Annotated in this window: 14 protein-coding genes; 4 read left to right on the top strand and 10 right to left on the bottom strand. The window is 59.3% G+C overall.

Translation table 11 applies throughout. The features are described from left to right. Positions 1 to 8: 8 nt before the first annotated feature. Both dacB and ACRRNM_RS10280 read right to left on the bottom strand, forming a co-directional pair. Positions 9 to 1424, bottom strand: coding sequence for a D-alanyl-D-alanine carboxypeptidase/D-alanyl-D-alanine endopeptidase (gene dacB / locus ACRRNM_RS10285; RefSeq protein ID WP_435628128.1), 1416 nt, complete (start codon positions 1422 to 1424; stop codon positions 9 to 11). Beyond that, entirely contained in the window at positions 1421 to 2845 is a 1425-nt protein-coding gene (locus ACRRNM_RS10280; RefSeq protein WP_435628127.1) for an aminotransferase class III-fold pyridoxal phosphate-dependent enzyme, read from the bottom strand. Before ACRRNM_RS10280 ends, dacB begins: the two co-directional genes overlap by 4 nt. Before the next feature lie 91 nt (positions 2846 to 2936). Here ACRRNM_RS10280 and ACRRNM_RS10275 point away from each other — a divergent pair, with 91 nt between their 5' ends. The 4 genes from ACRRNM_RS10275 to ACRRNM_RS10260 all read left to right on the top strand — a co-directional run bounded on the left by ACRRNM_RS10275 (position 2937) and on the right by ACRRNM_RS10260 (position 6517). Continuing rightward, on the top strand, positions 2937 to 3932 hold the full coding sequence (locus ACRRNM_RS10275) for an epimerase (RefSeq protein WP_435628126.1): 996 nt from the start codon (positions 2937 to 2939) through the stop codon (positions 3930 to 3932). A 329-nt stretch (positions 3933 to 4261) separates the two neighbouring features. Beyond that, positions 4262 to 4930: a HEPN domain-containing protein gene (locus ACRRNM_RS10270; RefSeq protein WP_435628125.1), complete on the top strand. Its 669-nt coding sequence runs from the start codon at positions 4262 to 4264 to the stop codon at positions 4928 to 4930. Positions 4931 to 5017: 87 nt separating this feature from the next. After that, positions 5018 to 5269 (top strand): WYL domain-containing protein, encoded by a 252-nt coding sequence (locus tag ACRRNM_RS10265; RefSeq protein ID WP_435628124.1) that lies wholly within the window; start codon positions 5018 to 5020, stop codon positions 5267 to 5269. An 87-nt stretch (positions 5270 to 5356) separates the two neighbouring features. After that, positions 5357 to 6517, top strand: coding sequence for an IS30 family transposase (locus ACRRNM_RS10260; protein WP_435626700.1), 1161 nt, complete (start codon positions 5357 to 5359; stop codon positions 6515 to 6517). Between the two features lie 353 nt (positions 6518 to 6870). On the opposite strand, the gene ACRRNM_RS10255 is transcribed toward ACRRNM_RS10260, so the two are convergent. The 8 genes from ACRRNM_RS10255 to ACRRNM_RS10220 all read right to left on the bottom strand — a co-directional run bounded on the left by ACRRNM_RS10255 (position 6871) and on the right by ACRRNM_RS10220 (position 18590). Beyond that, on the bottom strand, positions 6871 to 8274 hold the full coding sequence (locus tag ACRRNM_RS10255; RefSeq protein ID WP_435628123.1) for an FAD-binding oxidoreductase: 1404 nt from the start codon (positions 8272 to 8274) through the stop codon (positions 6871 to 6873). A gap of 35 nt (positions 8275 to 8309) precedes the next feature. Continuing rightward, entirely contained in the window at positions 8310 to 9044 is a 735-nt protein-coding gene (locus ACRRNM_RS10250) for an elongation factor-1 alpha (RefSeq protein WP_435628122.1), read from the bottom strand. 859 nt (positions 9045 to 9903) lie between these two features. Next, positions 9904 to 11118 (bottom strand): NrfD/PsrC family molybdoenzyme membrane anchor subunit, encoded by a 1215-nt coding sequence (gene nrfD, locus ACRRNM_RS10245; RefSeq protein ID WP_435628121.1) that lies wholly within the window; start codon positions 11116 to 11118, stop codon positions 9904 to 9906. A 1-nt stretch (position 11119) separates the two neighbouring features. Further along, on the bottom strand, positions 11120 to 12028 hold the full coding sequence (locus ACRRNM_RS10240) for a 4Fe-4S dicluster domain-containing protein (protein ID WP_435628120.1): 909 nt from the start codon (positions 12026 to 12028) through the stop codon (positions 11120 to 11122). A 23-nt stretch (positions 12029 to 12051) separates the two neighbouring features. Beyond that, positions 12052 to 13248, bottom strand: a complete 1197-nt coding sequence (locus ACRRNM_RS10235; RefSeq protein ID WP_435628119.1) for a c-type cytochrome — start codon at positions 13246 to 13248, stop codon at positions 12052 to 12054. Between the two features lie 354 nt (positions 13249 to 13602). Further along, positions 13603 to 15882, bottom strand: a complete 2280-nt coding sequence (locus ACRRNM_RS10230) for a primosomal protein N' (protein ID WP_435628118.1) — start codon at positions 15880 to 15882, stop codon at positions 13603 to 13605. Between the two features lie 86 nt (positions 15883 to 15968). Beyond that, complete coding sequence (hemE, locus tag ACRRNM_RS10225) at positions 15969 to 17033, bottom strand: uroporphyrinogen decarboxylase (protein WP_435628117.1); 1065 nt, start codon at positions 17031 to 17033, stop codon at positions 15969 to 15971. Between the two features lie 93 nt (positions 17034 to 17126). Next, positions 17127 to 18590 (bottom strand): glutamate synthase subunit beta, encoded by a 1464-nt coding sequence (locus ACRRNM_RS10220; protein ID WP_435628116.1) that lies wholly within the window; start codon positions 18588 to 18590, stop codon positions 17127 to 17129. Positions 18591 to 18686: the final 96 nt, after the last annotated feature.

The following is an 18686-nucleotide window of genomic DNA, read 5'->3' as shown; positions in this document are numbered from 1 at the left end:
GCCCGAGGCTACTGCCCCTGCACCCACTCGACCAGCGCATCCTGCGCGGCCTGTCCGTATTTCGCGTTCGGGTGGTTGATGAGGAACACCACGACCCATTCCCTGCCGCCCTGTGAGCGCACATAACCCGCGATGGTCTTCACACCCTCCAGGGTGCCGGTCTTGAGGTGGGCATGGCTGGCCGCGGCGCTTTCCCTGAGGCGTTTTTTGACCGAACCATCCACGCCGAGGATCGGCAACGAGGCCGCAAATTCGGCGCTGTACGGATGAGCGGCGGCGTGCTGCAGCAGTTGCGCGAGATGCGCCGCGCTGATTCGTTCGCTGCGCGACAGGCCCGCACCGTTTTCCAGCGCCAGTTCGGGGAAATCAAGCTGCTGCTTCTGCAGCCAGCCCTGCACGGTTCGCGTGCTGCGCTCGAGATTGGTCGAGGTGGCGCCCTCCTGCGCGGCTGCACCCAGCGTCAGGAACAGCTGCCGCGCCATGACGTTGTTGCTGAACTTGTTGATGTCGCGGATGACCGCGCTCAGCGGCTCGGAGTGGTGTGTCGAGAAGAGTTGCGCGTTGCCGCCCGCGACGCCTTCGCGCTGTTTTCCTTTCAGCGCACCGCCGAGTTCCTGCCATAGCGCACGAAATACCGCCTCCACGTAGCGTGTGTGCGGCATCACACTGAGGTGCTGTTCGCGCTCGCCGCATTCGCCGGGGTAGCCGCCTTGCAGGACGACGCTGTCGCCATCCGGCTGCACGAGGACGCCGTCATCCCAGTTGTCGCAGCCGTTCCTGGATGCCTTGGGGGCGGATTGCGGCGCGAGCCGGTTATCCAGCTTCACGCCTTCGAGCGGCGGCTCGCTGATGACCTTCATGCCGTTGCCGTTCGGCAGGTAGCGCAGGCGCAGCGTGTTGAAGTTCAGCAGCAGCGCGTCCGGCCCGACGTTGTAGGCGCGCACCGGGTCGTTGTCGAAGGCGGCAGGGTCGTGCGGCGGCAACTCGAAGAAGCTGCGGTCCAGCACCAGGTCGCCGCGAATTTCGTGCAGGCCGCGCGCGCGCAATTCGCGCAGCCACAGCCAGAATTGCTCGAGGGTGAATTTCGGATCGCCATAGCCTTTCAGCACCAGATTGCCGTGCAGCACGCCGTCCTTCAGTTCGCCGTCCAGCCAAGCCTCGGTCTTCCAGCTGTAGGCCGGGCCGAGCATGTCCAGCGCGGCATAGGTGGTGAGCAGCTTCATCGTAGAAGCCGGGTTCATCGGCCGGTCTGCGTTCAGGTTGAGAAGCGGCCTGTGCGCGTGCGCCTCGCGCACCTCGATGGCGACACTAGAAAGCGGAATGCCCGCCTGCTTCAGCGCCTGCGTCACCGTTGCGGGCAGCGCGGCAGCACAGGCATCGAATGCAAGCAGCAATGCCGCAGCAATGCCAGCCAGCCACCTCATGTCAGCTCCTCGACGATTTCCCGTGTGCGTGTCACCAGCAATTGCATCTCCTCTTCATCGATCACATACGGCGGCATGAAATAGACGGTGTTGCCGATCGGGCGCAGCAGCAGTTCGTTTTGCAGCGCAAGCGCGAAGCAGCGCTGCGCGAAATCCTTATGCGGCGATTCGACCTCGAACGCCCAGATCATGCCGGTGTTGCGCCAGTTGCGCACCGCATGATGCTCGGACAATGGCCGCGCCATTGCGTTCAGTGACGCAGCCTTGCTGCGGTTCGCGGCGAGCACGTCGTCCTGCACGAAAATATCCAGCGTGGCGAGCGCGGCGCGGCAGGCCAGCGGGTTGCCGGTATAGGAATGCGAATGCAGGAAGCCGCGCGCCGTCTCGTCGGCGTAGAAGGCCTGGTAGATTTCGTCGCGCGTCATCACCACGGACAGCGGCAAATAGCCGCCGGTGATACCCTTGGAGAGGCACAGAAAATCCGGTGTTATTCCCTCTCCCCCAACCCCTCTCCCGTAAACGTGAGAGGGGAGCGCATCACTGCTTTCATTCCCTCTCCCCTTGGGGGAGAGGGTTAGGGAGAGGGGTGACGCCTGCTCGCACGCGAACAGCGTGCCGGTGCGCCCCATGCCGACCGCGATCTCGTCGGCGATCAGGTGAACGTTATATTGATCGCACAACTCGCGCGCCTTGCTCAAATAGACCGGATGGTACATCGCCATGCCCGCCGCGCCCTGCACCAGCGGCTCGACGATGAAGGCCGCGAGTTGCGCGTGGTGCTGCTGCAAATGCCGTTCGAGCGCGGCGGCGCAGCGCAGCGCATAGGCCTCGGCACTCTCGCCCGCTTCGGCCTTGCGCCAGTCCGGCGTTGGCACGGTGGCCTGCTGCCGGATCAGCGCGCCGTAGGCATCGCGGAACAGCGCAACATCCGTCACCGACAGTGCGCCCAGCGTTTCGCCGTGGTAGCTGTTCTCCAGGCTGATGAATTGCGTCTTGCCCGGTTGGCCGCTGTTGCGCCAGTAATGCGCGCTCATCTTCAGCGCGATCTCCGTCGCCGAGGCGCCGTCCGAACCATAGAAGCAGTGCCCCAGCCCGATTGGCGCCAGCTCGCGCAGCCGCTCGGAAAGCCGTACCACCGGCTCATGGGTGAAGCCCGCCAGCATCGCATGCTCCAGCGTCTCGAGCTGGTCGCGCAGCGCGGCGTTGATGCGCGGGTTGCAATGCCCGAACAGGTTCACCCACCAGGAACTGACCGCATCCAGGTAGCGCTTCCCGTCGCAGTCATACAGCCACACGCCCTGACCGCGCGCGATCGGCACCAGCGGGAAACTCTCGTAGTGCTTCATCTGCGAGCAGGGGTGCCAGACGGCGGACAGGCTGCGCGCGAGCAATCCGGCATTGGTCGAAACAGGATTTTGCATGGGTGAAATCATAGCGGGTTTTGCTTATTGCCATCCGAACTATGTTCGGATAGCCTGACCGGCAGCATACGCAAACTTGGGGGGAGGAGCCATGCGCATACTCATCACGGGCGGTACTGGCCTGATCGGCCGGCATCTTTGCAAGGCGTTACTGGCGGAAGGGCATGAGCTGACCGTGTTCAGCCGCAACCCGGCTTCCGTCCCGGCCAAGTGTGGCGCAGGAGTCAAAGCCCTAAGCTCGCTCGCCGATTGGCGCCCCGACATGACTTTCGACGCGGTCATCAACCTCACGGGCGAGCCTATCATCGACAAGCGCTGGTCGGCGCAGCGCAAACGGGTCTTGTGGGACAGCCGCGTCACCCTCACCGAAGAGCTGGTGCGGCGCATCGCCGCCGCCGAGTGCAAGCCTTCGGTGCTGCTCAGCGGCTCGGCGGTGGGCTACTACGGCAACGGCGGCGACCGCATGCTGGACGAAACATCGGCGGCCGGTGCAGGCTTCGCCGCAGAGCTCTGCGTGGCTTGGGAGAACGCGGCGCGCGCCGCCGAAAAATTGGGAGTGCGGCCACAACACGGTGCGGCGGAGCCGTCTGGTGCGGGAGTGGGCGCATCGCACCTTCTCCCGCAAACGGCCGACTCTGCCGGTAACGTGTCGAAGGTGCGCGTCTGTCTGCTGCGCACCGCGCCGGTGCTGAGCAATGACGGCGGCATATTGGCGCGCATGCTGCCGCCGTTCCGGCTGGGGCTGGGCGCGAAGCTGGGCGACGGCAGGCAGTGGATAAGCTGGGTGCATATCGAAGACCACATCGCGATGATGCTCAGGCTGTTGCGCGACGACCAGATGCACGGCCCGTACAACCTGGCCGCACCGAATCCGGTCACCAACGCCGAATTCACCCGGACGCTGGCGGCGGCCTTGCGCCGCCCGGCGCCCTTCACCGCCCCCGCCACCATGCTGAAGCTGGCCATGGGCGAATCCGCCGACATGCTGCTGGAAGGGCAGAGGATGCTGCCCCAAAAGATGATGGCGGCGCACTTCCGCTTCGCCTTCCCGACGCTGGAAGAGGCGTTGCGCGACCTGATCGGCTAGGCGGGTTTCAGGAAGCTACCGGCGAATGGCTGTTCCTCGGCCAAAACGGCCATTTTCAACAAATGAGGGTAATGGCTGCTTTACAACATCTTTCCGGACAACCTCATTCATCGAGACTAGGCAGAAATATCTAGCTATTTCGGCCTATGTATTTACGCATGTCAGTGTGGTTCAATGCGCTTCGGAGCCTGTGTCTCCATTTTTTGATGTAATAAAGAGACGCAGCTATATATAAGCACTTAAGAATCATAAGGATGGGAAGATAAAATGCCTGTCTCTATATTAAAAATGTCCGGACCTATGGGGCTCTGCAATAACTGTTAGGCCGCATGATGAGCGCTCTGGAACAGTTCAATCGCAACATCGATGCCTCTGATAAGCTCGTGGCAATGTACCGGCAACTACGCGTTTTCCGGAATCTGGGGGCGCGAGGTCGGCTCGATGCGCCGAACCAAGATCTCTTGTGGCTCCCACGCTCCGCAGTTGTCGCAACCATATCCGCACTGGACACTTACGTCCACAGTGTCGTCAAAGATCGGCTTCCACACCAATTCTCGCCTGGTGCAATTATTCCCGAGTCGTTAGCGGAACAACTTGCCTTACTCATGCCTGTTAAAAACGCGAACACCTTTCGACAAGCAGTGCCAATACTGCTCGCCCACGACACAATAGGTCAGCTACTGAAGAAGCTTGAGGACAACTTTTTACAGTTCCAGTCATTTCAAGCTCCAGACAAGATAATTGAGGCTTACCGACTTATCGGCTTCAACAATATGTTTGAGCCAGTTTCCGATTTGTGGCCTGGCCCAAACACAACGACAGAACACTTGAAACGTCGACTTGCTGGTTACGTTCAGCGGCGTAACCAAATCGCTCATGAAGGGGATTTAGAGGCTAATGGACAGCAGCGCCCTATGCAGCCTGACTACGCAATACAGTGCCGTGAGTTTGTTGGTTTTCTGGTACAACGTCTCGATCAGGTTGCATATGAGGCCTAACCTTTCGCGCCAGTGGGACGCTACGCCGGCAAGCCGGCTCCGCCCCCCAGAGCTTGCACGTAGAAGTTTTAACCCAGGGAGCGCCACATGAACATTAAACAAATCATAGCGTCAGCCGGTAAGAATTTGCACACGGTCCTCCTCACGGCACGCGAGGAGGATGGAAGCATTGAAACCCGAGAAGCAGAACCGTACAGCTATAGATTCAAAGGTGGACATGAGTTGTTCTACTGTTACGACATCGGGAAACAAGGAACTCGCTCTTTCGTTGTTACGCGAATCATTTCAGTCGAAGAAACCGCTAATTCGTTCGCGCCACGCTGGCCAGTCGAAGTTTAAATAGAACACAGGAATCCTGTAAGGGATGCGGATTCAACCCGTCGATGCAACACACTAAACTTTGCGAAAGCGAAAGGAGTGTTGCAGATGAAACAAAGACCTCGCATTCATTACACTGAATCCCAGAAGGCGCTGATGTGGGATCGCTGGCAGAAAGGCGATTCCCTTCAGCAGATCGCGCAGCTGTTTGATCGATACCATTCATCAATCGAGCGAATTTTGTCTGAGGCCGGCGGCATTCGGCCGATTCCTCGACGTCGTTCGAGACTGGCACTAACCTTGTCTGAACGTGAAGAAATCTCTCGATCAGTCGTTGCAGGGGATTCAATCCGCTCTATCGCCAAGAAGCTTGGCCGTGCCGCTTCGACAATTAGTCGAGAGATCGAACGTAACGGTGATCGAAAGAGCTATCGCGCAAGCCAGGCCGACCAGGCTGCCTGGGAGCGTGCGCATCGCCCCCAACCTTGTAAACTGGTGAAGAACCGCGCGATGGCACATATCGTGGCAGGCAAACTGAAAATGGCATGGTCACCGGAGCAGATTGCCGGATGGCTAAAATGCACCTATCCAGATGACGAGGACTATCAGGTGTCACACGAGACCATCTATCGCAGCCTCTACATCCAGGCCAGAGGCGCATTGAAGAAGGAACTTCTGGCCCACCTGCGGCGCACGCGAGTCATGCGCCGTTCGCGGCATCATACGCAGAAGACGGATAATCATGGCCGAATCACCGATGCGGTATCGATTAGCGAGCGTCCGGCCACGGCAGAAGACCGGGCAGTGCCAGGCCACTGGGAGGGCGACCTGCTGTGTGGGACTTTAAGTAGCCAGATTGCGACACTTGTTGAGCGCCAGACACGCTATGTGATGTTGGTGAAGGTGGCAGGAAAAGATACCGAGACCGTCATAAATGCATTGATCAAACATGCTCACAAGCTGCCGCAGGAACTTTACAAATCGCTGACGTGGGATCGAGGTAAGGAGATGGCGGACCACAAGCGCTTTACCTTGGCGACCGACATCAAGGTCTATTTCTGTGACCCTCAGAATCCTTGGCAGCGCGGGACGAATGAAAATACCAATGGATTGTTGAGACAGTACTTCCCAAAAGGGATGGACATCTCCGGATACACGCAAGCACAGCTAAATGGCGTGGCGAGGAAGCTAAATGAACGTCCAAGGAAGACGCTAAACTACGAAACACCGGCTGAACGATTTAACCAACTTGTTGCATCGACGGGTTGAATCCGCAGAGCATTATGGTCATCAAAAAGATTCACCCACCCAAGCCACCGAAGCCAATTGACCGCCTTCAGAATATGAAAACAGTGCGTCCCATTGGAAAAACAAAATGGGTTAAGGCACATTGGCGGTGGGACTACAACACAAGAAAATGGGAATGGGTTTTGGGGCACTGGAGCGCCTAAATGGAACTTCTGACATGGCGCTCAACCTCGCTCTTCGGTCGCTGGACGCTGCGCGATAAAGCTGCGCAGCACCGGTTAGCTCTACGTTGAACGTCTACTCCTGAGCACAAAGTGGAAATAATCTGGATTCATCTGAATCCGCACCGATGAACAGCCATTCAAGAAAACCACCTACAACACCTTGCCGGGGTTCATCAGGCCCTGCGGATCGAACACCTGCTTGATGCTGCGCATCAGTTCGAGCTCCAGCGGGTCCTTGTAGTCGCGGATAGTGGCGCGTTTGAGCTGGCCGAGACCATGCTCGGCGCTGATGCTGCCACCGAGTTCGCGCACCACTTCGTAGACCAGCCGGTTCACCGCGCCCTCATGCTGCTCGATGAAAGTATTGTTCCGTTCGGCATCCGCCAGCGAGACGTTGTAGTGGATGTTGCCGTCGCCCATGTGGCCGAACGCGACGATGCGCACGCCGGGCCAAGCGCCCTGCAAGGCGGCATCGGCGCGCGCGATGAATTCCGCGACACGGCTGACCGGCACGGAGATGTCGTGCTTGATGCTGATGCCTTCACGCTTCTGCGCATCGCTGATGTTCTGGCGCAGCTTCCACCAGTTTGCCGCCTGTGCGGCATCGGCGGTGGCGGCAAACTCCGGGATGTCCGCACCGAAACTTGTGATCGCGTCACGCAGCGCGCCATCCAGCGGGCGCGCCTGCATGTCGTCCGACTGGATCAGCAGGTAATACTCGTAGTGTTTTGTGAACGGTTCGGCAACGCCAGGAACATGCCGGAACACGATGTCCAGGCTGCTGCGCGAGACGAGCTCGAAGGCGCTCAGGGTGTCGCCGCAGGCGGCGCGGACATGCGCCAGCAGGCGCACGGCGAGGGCGGGGTCGGGAATGGCCACGACGGCGGTGGCGGAAGATCGCGGGCGCGGATACAGCTTGAGCACGGCGGCGGTGATGATGCCCAGCGTGCCTTCCGCGCCGATGAACAGGTGCTTCAGGTCGTAGCCGGAGTTGTCCTTGCGCAGGCTGCGCAGGCCGTTCCAGATGCGCCCGTCGGGTAGCACCACTTCCAGCCCGAGCACCAGATCGCGCGCATTGCCATAGCGCAGCACGCCGTTGCCGCCGGCGTTGGTGGACAGGTTGCCGCCGATCTCGCAATGGTTCAGGGTCGCCGTCAGTTCGAGCGGGAACAGGCGATCATGCTGCTCCGCCGCCTCACGCGCATCGGCCAGGATGCAGCCTGCCTCGACGGTCATGGTGTAGTTCACCGCATCGATCGCGCGGATGCGCTTCATGCGCGACAGGTTGAGCACGATCTGCCTACCTTCGGCCAGCGGCACCGATGCGCCGCACAGGCTGGTGTTGCCGCCCTGTGGCACGATGGCGATCCGGCTCGCGGCGCACAGCTCCACTATTGCCGAGACCTGCTGCGTATCCGATGGGAACACCACCGCCAGCGCACTGCCAAAATAGCGTCCGCGTTTGTCGGCATAATAGGGTGCAGCGGTCTCGCCGCTCAGGATGCCATCGCCGCCGACGATGGCGGCGACGGCGTCAAGAAAATTTGTCGCCATGTCTAAGTGCTATTGGTGAGGGGAATGATTCCGGATCAGGCCTTTTTCGCCATGAAGGGCTTGACGCACATCTGGTAGAGGGACGAAAAAATCATGATCGTCGAGGCGATGCTGTAGCCTACACCCCCGACCATCACCAGCCAGGCAAAGCCCGGATTCATCTTGGTCAGCCACCAGGATGCAACATCGATAATCAGGAAGATGAACGGCGTGAAAATCAGCAGCGATTTGACGATCGGGCTGAAGCCGGTTGCCAGGCTGAAGATCAGGCCGACGAAGAAGAAGATGAAGGCAATGCCAAACAGGTGGATATGCGAAACGCGGGTCAGATTGGTGATGTTCGCCCCACGGTCGGTTGCCGCCACCTGGATCATGACGTCCTTCTCTCCAACCTTGGCCAGGCCGGGCATGTTGGCGTGGCAGGCGACGCAATGCTGTTCGGTGATCGGCTTGATCTTCGACTCCCACTCGCCTTCCGGCGCTCCCGCGCGTGCCCACTTGATCATGGCCAGCCTGGCCTCGCCGGGCGCGTAATCCTTCATCGAGCCGTTGAGTTTGGCCTCCAGCTTCGAGCCTTCGCGATTGCCGTAATAGCTGTAGACGATGTCATCCAGCGACAATCCGGGCTTGCCGTCCGCCATGCCGTGGGTCAGCATGATTTGCGCGCCGGACATGAGCAAGCCCAAGCCGATGACGAGAAGATAGCCGGTAAACAAGGCCTTGACGGGCAAGGCGAGATTCTCCAGGTTCGACCAAGTCAGCTCTTTCATTTTGTTTCTCCTGTTTTTTGCAAGCTACCGTCGTAAAAGAAGGGGCGGATCAAATATCCCTGATCAATCGATCCAGAAATGGAGTTGGCGAAACTCTCCGACATGCAAAGCACGGGGAAATTTTCGCCCTGCCCTGTGAAACCGCAAGAATGGCATGGGAGGTGTCTAAAAATTGCGCAACCGGTCCCTCCGCCGGCCGGTTAAATGCTAACAGAAAACCGCCCGAGAGGCACAATTCGCGGGCAGCTTCCCCCGCCCTCATTTCATGCGAAAAATCCCGCATTTTCGAGATGAAAAATTCATATTCGTGCAGTATAATCGGGGCGCCATTTCGGCTTTTGATCGTTTTAAGGAGTTTGAAGAATGATGAAAGATTTGCTTACTATTGTCAGGATTCCCCTTGTTATTTTCCCGATTATTTATTTCCTGTTTTATGTGTTCTCGCAAGGGCATTTTTCGTATTAATGAAAAGCAGCACTTTACAGCCCGTGAAGCTGTGAATGTTTGATGTTACCGGGAAGCGCCGTAACCTGAAACTGCAGTAACACGGGCTGTGCCATCACATCTGGATGGCAAAACCTTCCAGCCCTTCGCAAAAGCATACACTCCCACTTTGTAAATTGCCTGTCTGGTTTTCGGATCGGGTCGATCCGGATTAGCTCCTGAGTTTAGACCAGGGGCGGCTGTCACACGGCCTCGGCAGCATTTCCACACTCCCCATGACGACGCCTGGAACCATGGCATCGCTTGCTGCTTCCCCTTCGAGTTGCACACACCCTGTCGGCTGAAATTTATGCGCAAAAAAATCCCGCCTTGCGGCGGGATTTCAAGAGATACTTTTTTTGCTATTTCGTGTGTATCAAATAGCCTTGTGAATATCAAACACCCTCTTCTCGGGCTCGGGATGCTCGCCTTCCCAAACCGTCGGCAACAGCTTTTGTGCCAGATACAGCACAACAAACGGTGCGGTAAAGAGCGTTGCGACCGTAAACAGGCTTTCGCGCCCGAATACCTCGGGATGGAAAGTCATCAAGCCCCTCATGGTCTTGGACAATTCCTGCCCGCCAATCACCACGTTCCAGCGCATCGCCAACACCCCGATCATCATCGACAAGCCGCTGATGAAGAGCCAGAAGAGCAGGGTTTTTGGCTTGGGCATTTTCACCATCATTATCGACGTTATCACCAGCGCCAGCAGCGACCCGCCCCATTGAATCGTCATGGCGACCGTGATCGGACCATTAACCAGATCCATGACCCCTTCGACACCCTCGCGCGCCTTGTAAAGCATTTGCACCATTTCCAGTGCCTCGATCACCATCACGATGACGATACCCGTCCACAATACATACAGCAGGCCCTGCATGGCACCGTCATCTGTAGGCTTCTTGCGCCACCAGGAGGTAATCACATAGATCACGATCAGCAGGCCGACGCCCGAACCCACGGCAGACAACAGGAAGATGATCGGCATCAGATCGGACGACCACCATTCGCGTGTTTTCAGCGAGCCGAACAGGAACCCGACGTAGCCGTGCAATCCGCATGCACCGGGGATACCTATCATCGCCAGCCTGCGCGCAATGGTGTGGTCAGTGTCAAGCGCACGCTGCGACACATCATCCGATCCCAGGGTAAGCGCCTTGTATACCTTCTGCATGATGCCTGTCCTGGATTTCGACAAGGCGACAATGTCGGCGCGGAACGAAAACCAGGTTTCCAGCAGCAGCAGACAGATGTAGAAGCCCGCGACATAACCGAAGGCCGCCATCGCCGAGGTCCAGTGCGGCGTCAAAACCGCATTCAGTGCGCGCGTCGGCTGACCCAGATGGAACAGCAACGGTGTCGGCGCAAAGAACATGAAGCACAGCGACGTCAGCAGGGCGAATTTCGAGATTGGTGCGAAACGCTCCATGCCAAACACGTGGTGCAGACTGGACACCACAAACGCGCCGGCAACCAGCCCGGTGATGTAGGGATAGATTACGATAAGTTCGCTCCACGGCACCTCGGTTTCGTTCGGAAACGTGAATCCGGAAAACGGGGCTACGTGATAAAAGACATCTTTTTCCATTTTAGAAAACCTCCTTATCTAACCCTTTGTAAAACACATTGGGGTAATTACCCATAGCCGGCTGCAGCACGTTTACCTTGTTCTTGGCGATAAACTGGCTGACTGGGCTTTCCGGATCCAAGCGATCGCCGAAAATCCGCGTGCCGGTCGGACATACCTCGACGCAGGCGGGCTGCATCCCCTTGGTAATACGGTGGTAGCACCAGTTGCACTTCTCGGCGGTGCCTCTTTCATGATTCAAACTGCGTGCGCCGTACGGGCAGGCCTGGACACAATACTGGCAACCGATACAGTATTTCGTGTCGATCAATACCGGGCCGTCCACTGCCTTATAGGTAGCGCCGGTCGGACAGACCTGAACACACGATGGCTTCTCGCACTGGTTACACAGTTTGGCCACGAAAAACGCTTTTTCGACCTTTTGATCCTTGTAGCGATCGTCGAACTTGAACCTGGTCTCATTGCTGCCAGCCACCACGTTCTTGAGATCATGGATGCTGTCGACGTGCGCATGTTTTTCGCCTTCCAGATAGACGTAACGCTCAACCCAGGTACGGGTGTGGTTCCTGTCCATCTGCACACTGTTTTCCATCTTGCAGGCTTCCACACAGCGCAAACAGCCGATACAACGATCAACATCGACGCCGAACGCCCACTTGTGCTCAGTCCAGTTGTAGTTGGGTATCTTGGGCGGATTCTTGCGCGCCTCGGCGTATTGCTCCGGTGCCTGCTGGAATGTCGGTCCGACACCCCCAAGAGGATTTGCGGCGCCTCCGCCAGCCGAAGCCAGCGCGCTGCCGGTACCGACCAACGCTCCGGCACATGCTGCGCCTTTACCCAACAAGCCCAAGAAGTCGCGGCGTGACAGATCGCCCGCTTCTTTTTCTATTTTCGTATCCTGAGTAGTCATTTTTCCCTCGCTAGGTAACTTATTCATTTGCAGCTCGCAGTGGCGTAGTAAGCCGCCAAGTTATCGATATCGGAAGCACTCAGGGTCTTCGCCACGCTTGACATGACCGCATGGCTGCGGCTGCCATCCTGGAATGACTTGAGTGCAACAGCCAGATATCCTGCATTCTGCCCGGCCAGGTTCGGCCATACCTGCGCGCCGGCAATTCCAGAGGCGCCGGGTTTATTGAGGCCACCGGAGTTGTGGCATGCCGCGCAACCTGCTGCCGCTGCCTTGGCCTTGCCCAGCGCTGCCTTATCCTTGTCGCCGCCGGTCACACTGCAGCTATTCCTGGAGAAATAGGCTGCCACATTACGCATATCGGCATCGCTCAAGCCAGCCGCCATGGGGCTCATCAAATCATTTTTGCGTGCCCCTTCCTTGAAGGCCTTAAGCGAATTGACCAGATAATCGCCATTCTGGCCGGCCAGATTCGGCCATTCCGGATTGACGCTGGCTCCGGAATTGCCGTGGCATGCAGCACAAGCCGCCGCTACAGATTTTCCTGCACCCGCATCTCCCGCCTTTGCTGCGCTCACTGGAAGTGCCTTGCCGGTTGTTGGATCCACAGGCGGTCTCGGGATAGCGGCAAAACTGATCCTGGGCGAATGCGGGTTGTGGCAGGAGGTGCACTGCGCTTTGCCTCCATGACCATCGACCACAACCTGCGGCACACCGCCCTCATCCCTGCCCCTCAAAGGACGCCCTGCTATTTTCTCATGGCAGTTGGTGCACAGAACCCGCATGTCTTCCGGATCACGCATCAGGTTCCTGTCCGCCACATTGGCTGGGTGTGTCGTATGTTTGAGGTGAGTGATGGTGGTCACTTGGTCCTCGGTGGAAAGCGGCATAGCATCTTTGGACGGGTGATTACCCGCAGGGCCGTTGTGGCAGACCTCGCAATTGACGCCCGATTTAACAACTGTACCCACCACCTTGCCATCCTTGTTGGCTTTCTGGTGTATGCCGGACGACCATTCGGCATAGATTTCCTTATGGCAGGACTGGCAGGATGCAGAGCCCTGATGTTTAGGTAGCTTGGCCGCAATTTGCGCGACTGAAGCGCCGCGGTAGTGCCCGTATTGGTGAAACGTATCCTGGATGGCCATGAATTTTGCAGTTGTGGCAACCACTGCAATTATCGCAACCAGTGTCAATAAACGAACTATGTGCTTGTGCATAATCTTCCCTTTTTTGGTTTTCGACTCAACCTAAACCGCCCTAGTTTTTGACTAACCTAGTCCTGACGAAACGTCACTCTATTGGATGGGTACAGGATACTTTTTGATATAGGTCAAGTTTTTGCTGCCATGCCGAAACCATGGCGTACAAACACGCCACGAAGCCCCTGAAACAGCAATATAGCCCCTCCACCCAAGCCACAAATTATTGTTGTGCCGCCACGATGCCTTTACCGAGCCGCACATGTTGCAGACTAAGCCTGCATGCGTGGTGTTCCTATACCTCTAAAGAACAGGGTAGACGGAAAAAAAGAACTAGTTCTTTCGGATAGCTCGACTCCGAAGCAGGGTTTTCTAAAACTCCAGCGGATCGACATCCAGCGACCAGCGCAGCTTCTGCATGGGCAATTCATCCAGCAAGGGCTGCCAGGCACGCAGAAATTGCTGCAGGTCCTTGCGCTTCGCGCCTTGCACCAGAAGCTGCGCACGGGTATGGCTGGCGCGGCGCGGCAGCGCGGCGGGCACCACGCCGAAGACTTCTACGGCATGGCGAAAAGAGACCGCAACGGCGCGGGCCTGATTGAGGAACGCATAGACTTCTGCCTCACTCCTCCCCTCGGCGCGCAACATCGCCTGATAGATGAACGGCGGGAAACCCGCCAGTTGGCGCTCGGCGAGCTGTGCCGCCGCCCAGCCCTCGAAATCATGGGCCTGCAGCGCACGAAACAACGGATGATCGGGAAAGGCAGTCTGGATCAGCACCTCGCCGGGCTTGTCGGCACGCCCGGCACGCCCCGCCACCTGCGCCAGCTGCGCGAAGAGCTTCTCCGCCGCGCGGAAATCGCTGCTGTACAGCGCACCATCCGGGTTGAGCACCCCGACCAGCGTCAGCGCGGGGAAATCGTGCCCCTTGGCGAGCATCTGCGTGCCGACCAGTATATCCACTTCATTGGCGTGAATCTGCTCGCGCATGCTCTGCCAGGCGCGCTTGCTGCGCGTGCTATCGCGATCCACCCGCAGGATGCGCGCCTCCGGAAAGCGTTCCTGCAGCACACTTTCCACGCGCTGCGTGCCGCTGCCGACCGGATGCAGATCGGCGTTGCCGCAGTCCGGGCACGCATGCGGCACACGCACCTGATAGCCACAGTGATGGCAGCGCAGCCGCCGGTCATTGAGATGCAGCACCATCTTGCCCGCGCAGTGCTTACAACCGGATAGCCAGCCGCAGCCGGTACACATCAGCACCGGCGCATAACCGCGCCGGTTGATGAACAGCAGGCTCTGCTCGCGGCGCTCGATGCGCTGCCCGATCTCGCGCAGCAGGTTTTCGCTGACGCCGTGATGCATCGCGGTCTGGTTGATGTTGACGCAGCGCACCGCAGGCAGGCGTGCCTCAGCGAGCGCACGCCCGGTCAGCCTGAGCATGCGGTAGCGCCCGCTCTGTGCGTTGTGATAGCTCTCCAGCGACGGCGTCGCCGAGCCCAGCACGATGGGTATTTTTTTTTGATTTGCGCGAAAGATTGCCACATCGCGCGCCGAATAGCGCAGCCCGTCCTGCTGCTTGAACGAACCGTCGTGCTCCTCGTCCACGATGATCAGTGCCAGGTTAGGTAATTCGGCGAACACCGCGAGGCGTGTGCCGAGCACGATCTGCGCGGCGCCCGACTGCGCCTGCTGCCAGTTGTGCAGCCGCTCGCCTTCGTTCAGGCCGCTGTGCAGGCTGATCAGGTTTACATCGGGGAAGCGGCTGCGGAAATAATTTTCCAGTTGCGGCGTGAGATTGATCTCCGGCACCAGCAGCAACACCTGCCCGCCTTGCTGAAGCACTTGGTGCATCAGATGTACATACACCTCGGTCTTGCCGCTGCCGGTAACGCCGTGCAGCAGGAAACAGGCATAGCCCTGCGCCGCACTGACCGCATCCACCGCGCACTGCTGTTCGCCGGTCAGCGTGTGCGCACCATGAAAAATATGGCCTTTCACGTTTACCTCCTCTCCCGCAGGGATTGGAGATTGCCTTTCTCGTTCGCCTCCTCGCCCGCTTGCGGGAGAGGATTGAGGAGAGGGCATCGGGGGAGGATTGAGGAGTGGGCCTACAGGACGTGCGAAACTCTCGACCCACCCCTCCGCCACCAGCGCCTTCAACTGCGCCCCCGCCGTCGCCGACAGGCTCTTGAGTTGCGCAAGATGGTAAGGCCCTTCGGCGAGCCTCGCGAGGAGGCGCCGCTGCACCACCTTGCGTTTCGGAAAAGATTCGAGATCGAGCGCCATGCCGCTGACAGTGAGGCGATAACTCAATGCGGGCTTGCCGATGACGGGCTTGTCCGAACGCAGCTTCGTCGGCAACGCCGCCAGCACCGTCTGGCCAATAGGATAGCGGTAATAATCGCTGCAAAAGCGCAGCAGATCGAGCAATGCCGCCGAGAGCGGCAGGCTGTCGTGCAGCACCTGCCGCACCGGCTTGATGCGCTCCAGCGTCATCTCCGAAGCAGCCGCAATCTCCATCACCACCCCGACCATCTGCCTGCGCCCGAACGGCACGGTCACGCGCTGACCGACGGCGACCTCCTCCGCCACCGTGTAATCGAACAGGGTGGGCAGCGGGACATCGAGGGCGATGCGGACGATAGGCATATTTTTCAAACAGGATAACGCAGCGATTGTCGCAGAAATGCAAAAGCCGCAGGGAGTGCCTGCGGCTTTTTGTTCAAGCTATGAGCTTAGTGATACTTTCTGCTCAACTCGTGCACCGCCGCAATCAGCGCCGCCGCATGTTCCGGGTTGGCGTGCTGCGAAATGCCGTGGCCGAGATTGAACACGTGGCCGCTGCCGTAGCCGTAGCTGGCGAGGATGCGCTCGACTTCCGTGCGGATCGCATCCTTTGAAGCGAACAGCACGGCGGGATCCATGTTGCCCTGCAGCGCGACCTTGTCGCCGACTTTCTGCCGGGCGACGCCGATGTCCATGGTCCAGTCCAGGCCGACGGCATCGCAGCCGCTGTCGGCGATGCTCTCGATCCACAGGCCGCCGCCCTTGGTGAACACGATGGACGGGATGCGCACGCCGTCCTTCTCCTTGATCAGGCCATCGACGATGCGCTGGGTATAGGCCAGCGAGAACTCGTGGAATGCCGCATGCGACAGCACGCCGCCCCAGGAATCGAAAATCATCACCGCCTGTGCGCCGGCTTCGATCTGCGCGTTCAGGTAGGCGATCACCGCCCTGGTGGTGACGCCGAGGATGTGGTGCATCAGCTTCGGCTCGTTGTACATCAGGGTCTTCACCTTGGCGTAGTCATCGCTGCCGCCGCCCTCGACCATGTAGCAGGACAGCGTGAACGGGCTGCCGGAGAAACCGATCAACGGCACGCGTCCGTCGAGCGCCTTGCGGATCTGCGTCACGGCGTCGGTGACGTATTTCAGGTCTGTACCAATGTCCGGCACGCGCAAGGCCTTGATCGCCGCTTCGTCATTCAGCGGATGCTCGAACTTCGGGCCTTCGCCTTCAGAAAAATACAGCCCCAGCCCCATCGCGTCCGGCACGGTGAGGATGTCGGAGAACAGGATCGCGGCATCCAGCGGGAAGCGGTCCAGCGGTTGCAGCGTGACCTCGGTGGCGAAGTCCGGGCTCTTGCACAGGCCGAGGAAGCTGCCGGCGCGCTGGCGCGTAGCGCGGTATTCCGGCAGGTAGCGGCCGGCCTGGCGCATCATCCATACGGGGGTGTAGTCGGTCGGCTGGCGCAGCAAAGCGCGCAGGAAGGTGTCGTTCTTTAGCTTAAAGTTCATTGGCAATTACCTAAATATTTTGTCCGCAGATTACGCAGAGTAAACAGATTCAAAATTCCGCGTCATTGGTACATTCTGCGGACAACTTGCTTTCTAACGCGGCAGCAGCGACGAGCCCATCAGGAACTCGTCCACCGCCCGCGCACACTGGCGGCCTTCGCGGATCGCCCACACCACCAGCGACTGTCCGCGGCGCATGTCGCCCGCCGCAAACACCTTGTTTACGCTGGTCTTGTAACAGCCCGCACCGTCGGTCGTTGCCTTGGCGTTGCCGCGCGCGTCCTTCTCCACACCGAACGCGTCCAGCACCTGCTGCAGCGGATTGGTGAAGCCCATCGCCAGGAACACCAGGTCGGCCTTCAGCTCGAACTCGCTGCCCGCGATCTCGCTCATCTTGCCGTCCTTCCACTCGACGCGCACCGCCTTGATGGCCTTGAGCACGCCCTTCTCGCCGACAAATTCCTTGGTGGCGATCGCCCAGTCGCGCGAGCAGCCTTCCTCATGCGAGCTGGAGGTGCGCAACTTCATCGGCCAGTTCGGCCACACCAGAAAACGGTTCTCCTGCTCGGGCGGGCGCGGCATCACCTCGATCTGCGTCACCGAAGCCGCGCCGTGGCGGTTCGAGGTGCCGACGCAGTCGGAGCCGGTGTCGCCGCCGCCGATCACCACCACATGCTTGCCCTTCGCGCTGATCGGGTTCTTGCCGTCGCCGGCCACTTCCTTATTTTGCGGGATCAGGAACTCCAGCGCGTAGTGCACGCCCTTAAGCTCGCGCCCGGGAATCGGCAGGTCGCGCGGCTGTTCCGAACCGCCCGCAAGGATCACTGCATCGAACTTCTTCAGCAAGGCTTCCGGGGAGATCGTCTTCTGCGCGTCGTTCGCGACACCCCGGCCCGGCTTCTCCTTACCGACGAAGGTACCGGTCTGGAACTTCACTCCCTCGGCCGCAAGCTGCGCCATGCGCCAGTCGATCAGACGCTTGTCGAGCTTGAAGTCCGGAATGCCGTACCGGAGCAGCCCGCCGACGCGGCTGTTCTTCTCGAACACGGTCACCGCATGGCCCGCACGCGCCAGCTGCTGAGCGGCCGCGAGGCCGGCGGGGCCCGAGCCGACGATCGCGACCTTCCTGCCGGTCTTCTTCGCCGCGGGCTGCGGCACCACCCAACCGTTCTCGCCGCCCTTGTCGATGAGGAAGTGTTCGATAGACTTGATGCCCACTGCGTCGCCGTCGATGTTCACCGTACAGGCCGCCTCGCAGGGGGCGGGACAGATGCGCCCGGTGAACTCGGGGAAGTTGTTGGTGGAATGCAGCGTATCCAGCGCCTCGCGCCAGTTGCCGCGGTACACCAAGTCGTTCCAGTCCGGGATGATGTTGTTGACCGGGCAGCCGCTGGTGCAAAAAGGGATGCCGCAGTCCATGCAGCGCGCACCCTGTATCTTCGCCTGCTCGTCGCTCAGATGCAGCGTGAACTCGCGGTAATTCCTCAGCCGTTTCTCCACCGGCAGGTGATCCTCATGCTGCCGCTGGAATTCCATGAATCCGGTAATCTTACCCATTGTGGGCACCTCTAGAAATTTGGCTTTGCGGGATGAAGCGCAAGGAGCCGCGCAGCGAGCGACGAGACATATCGAACGGATAGGCGAGGAACGAGC

The sequence above is a fragment of the Ferrigenium straubiae genome (assembly GCF_051257895.1).
Classification (GTDB): domain Bacteria; phylum Pseudomonadota; class Gammaproteobacteria; order Burkholderiales; family Gallionellaceae; genus Gallionella; species Gallionella straubiae.
Note: the sequence above shows the minus strand (reverse complement) of the source record. Positions and strands in the feature narration are given on the sequence as shown.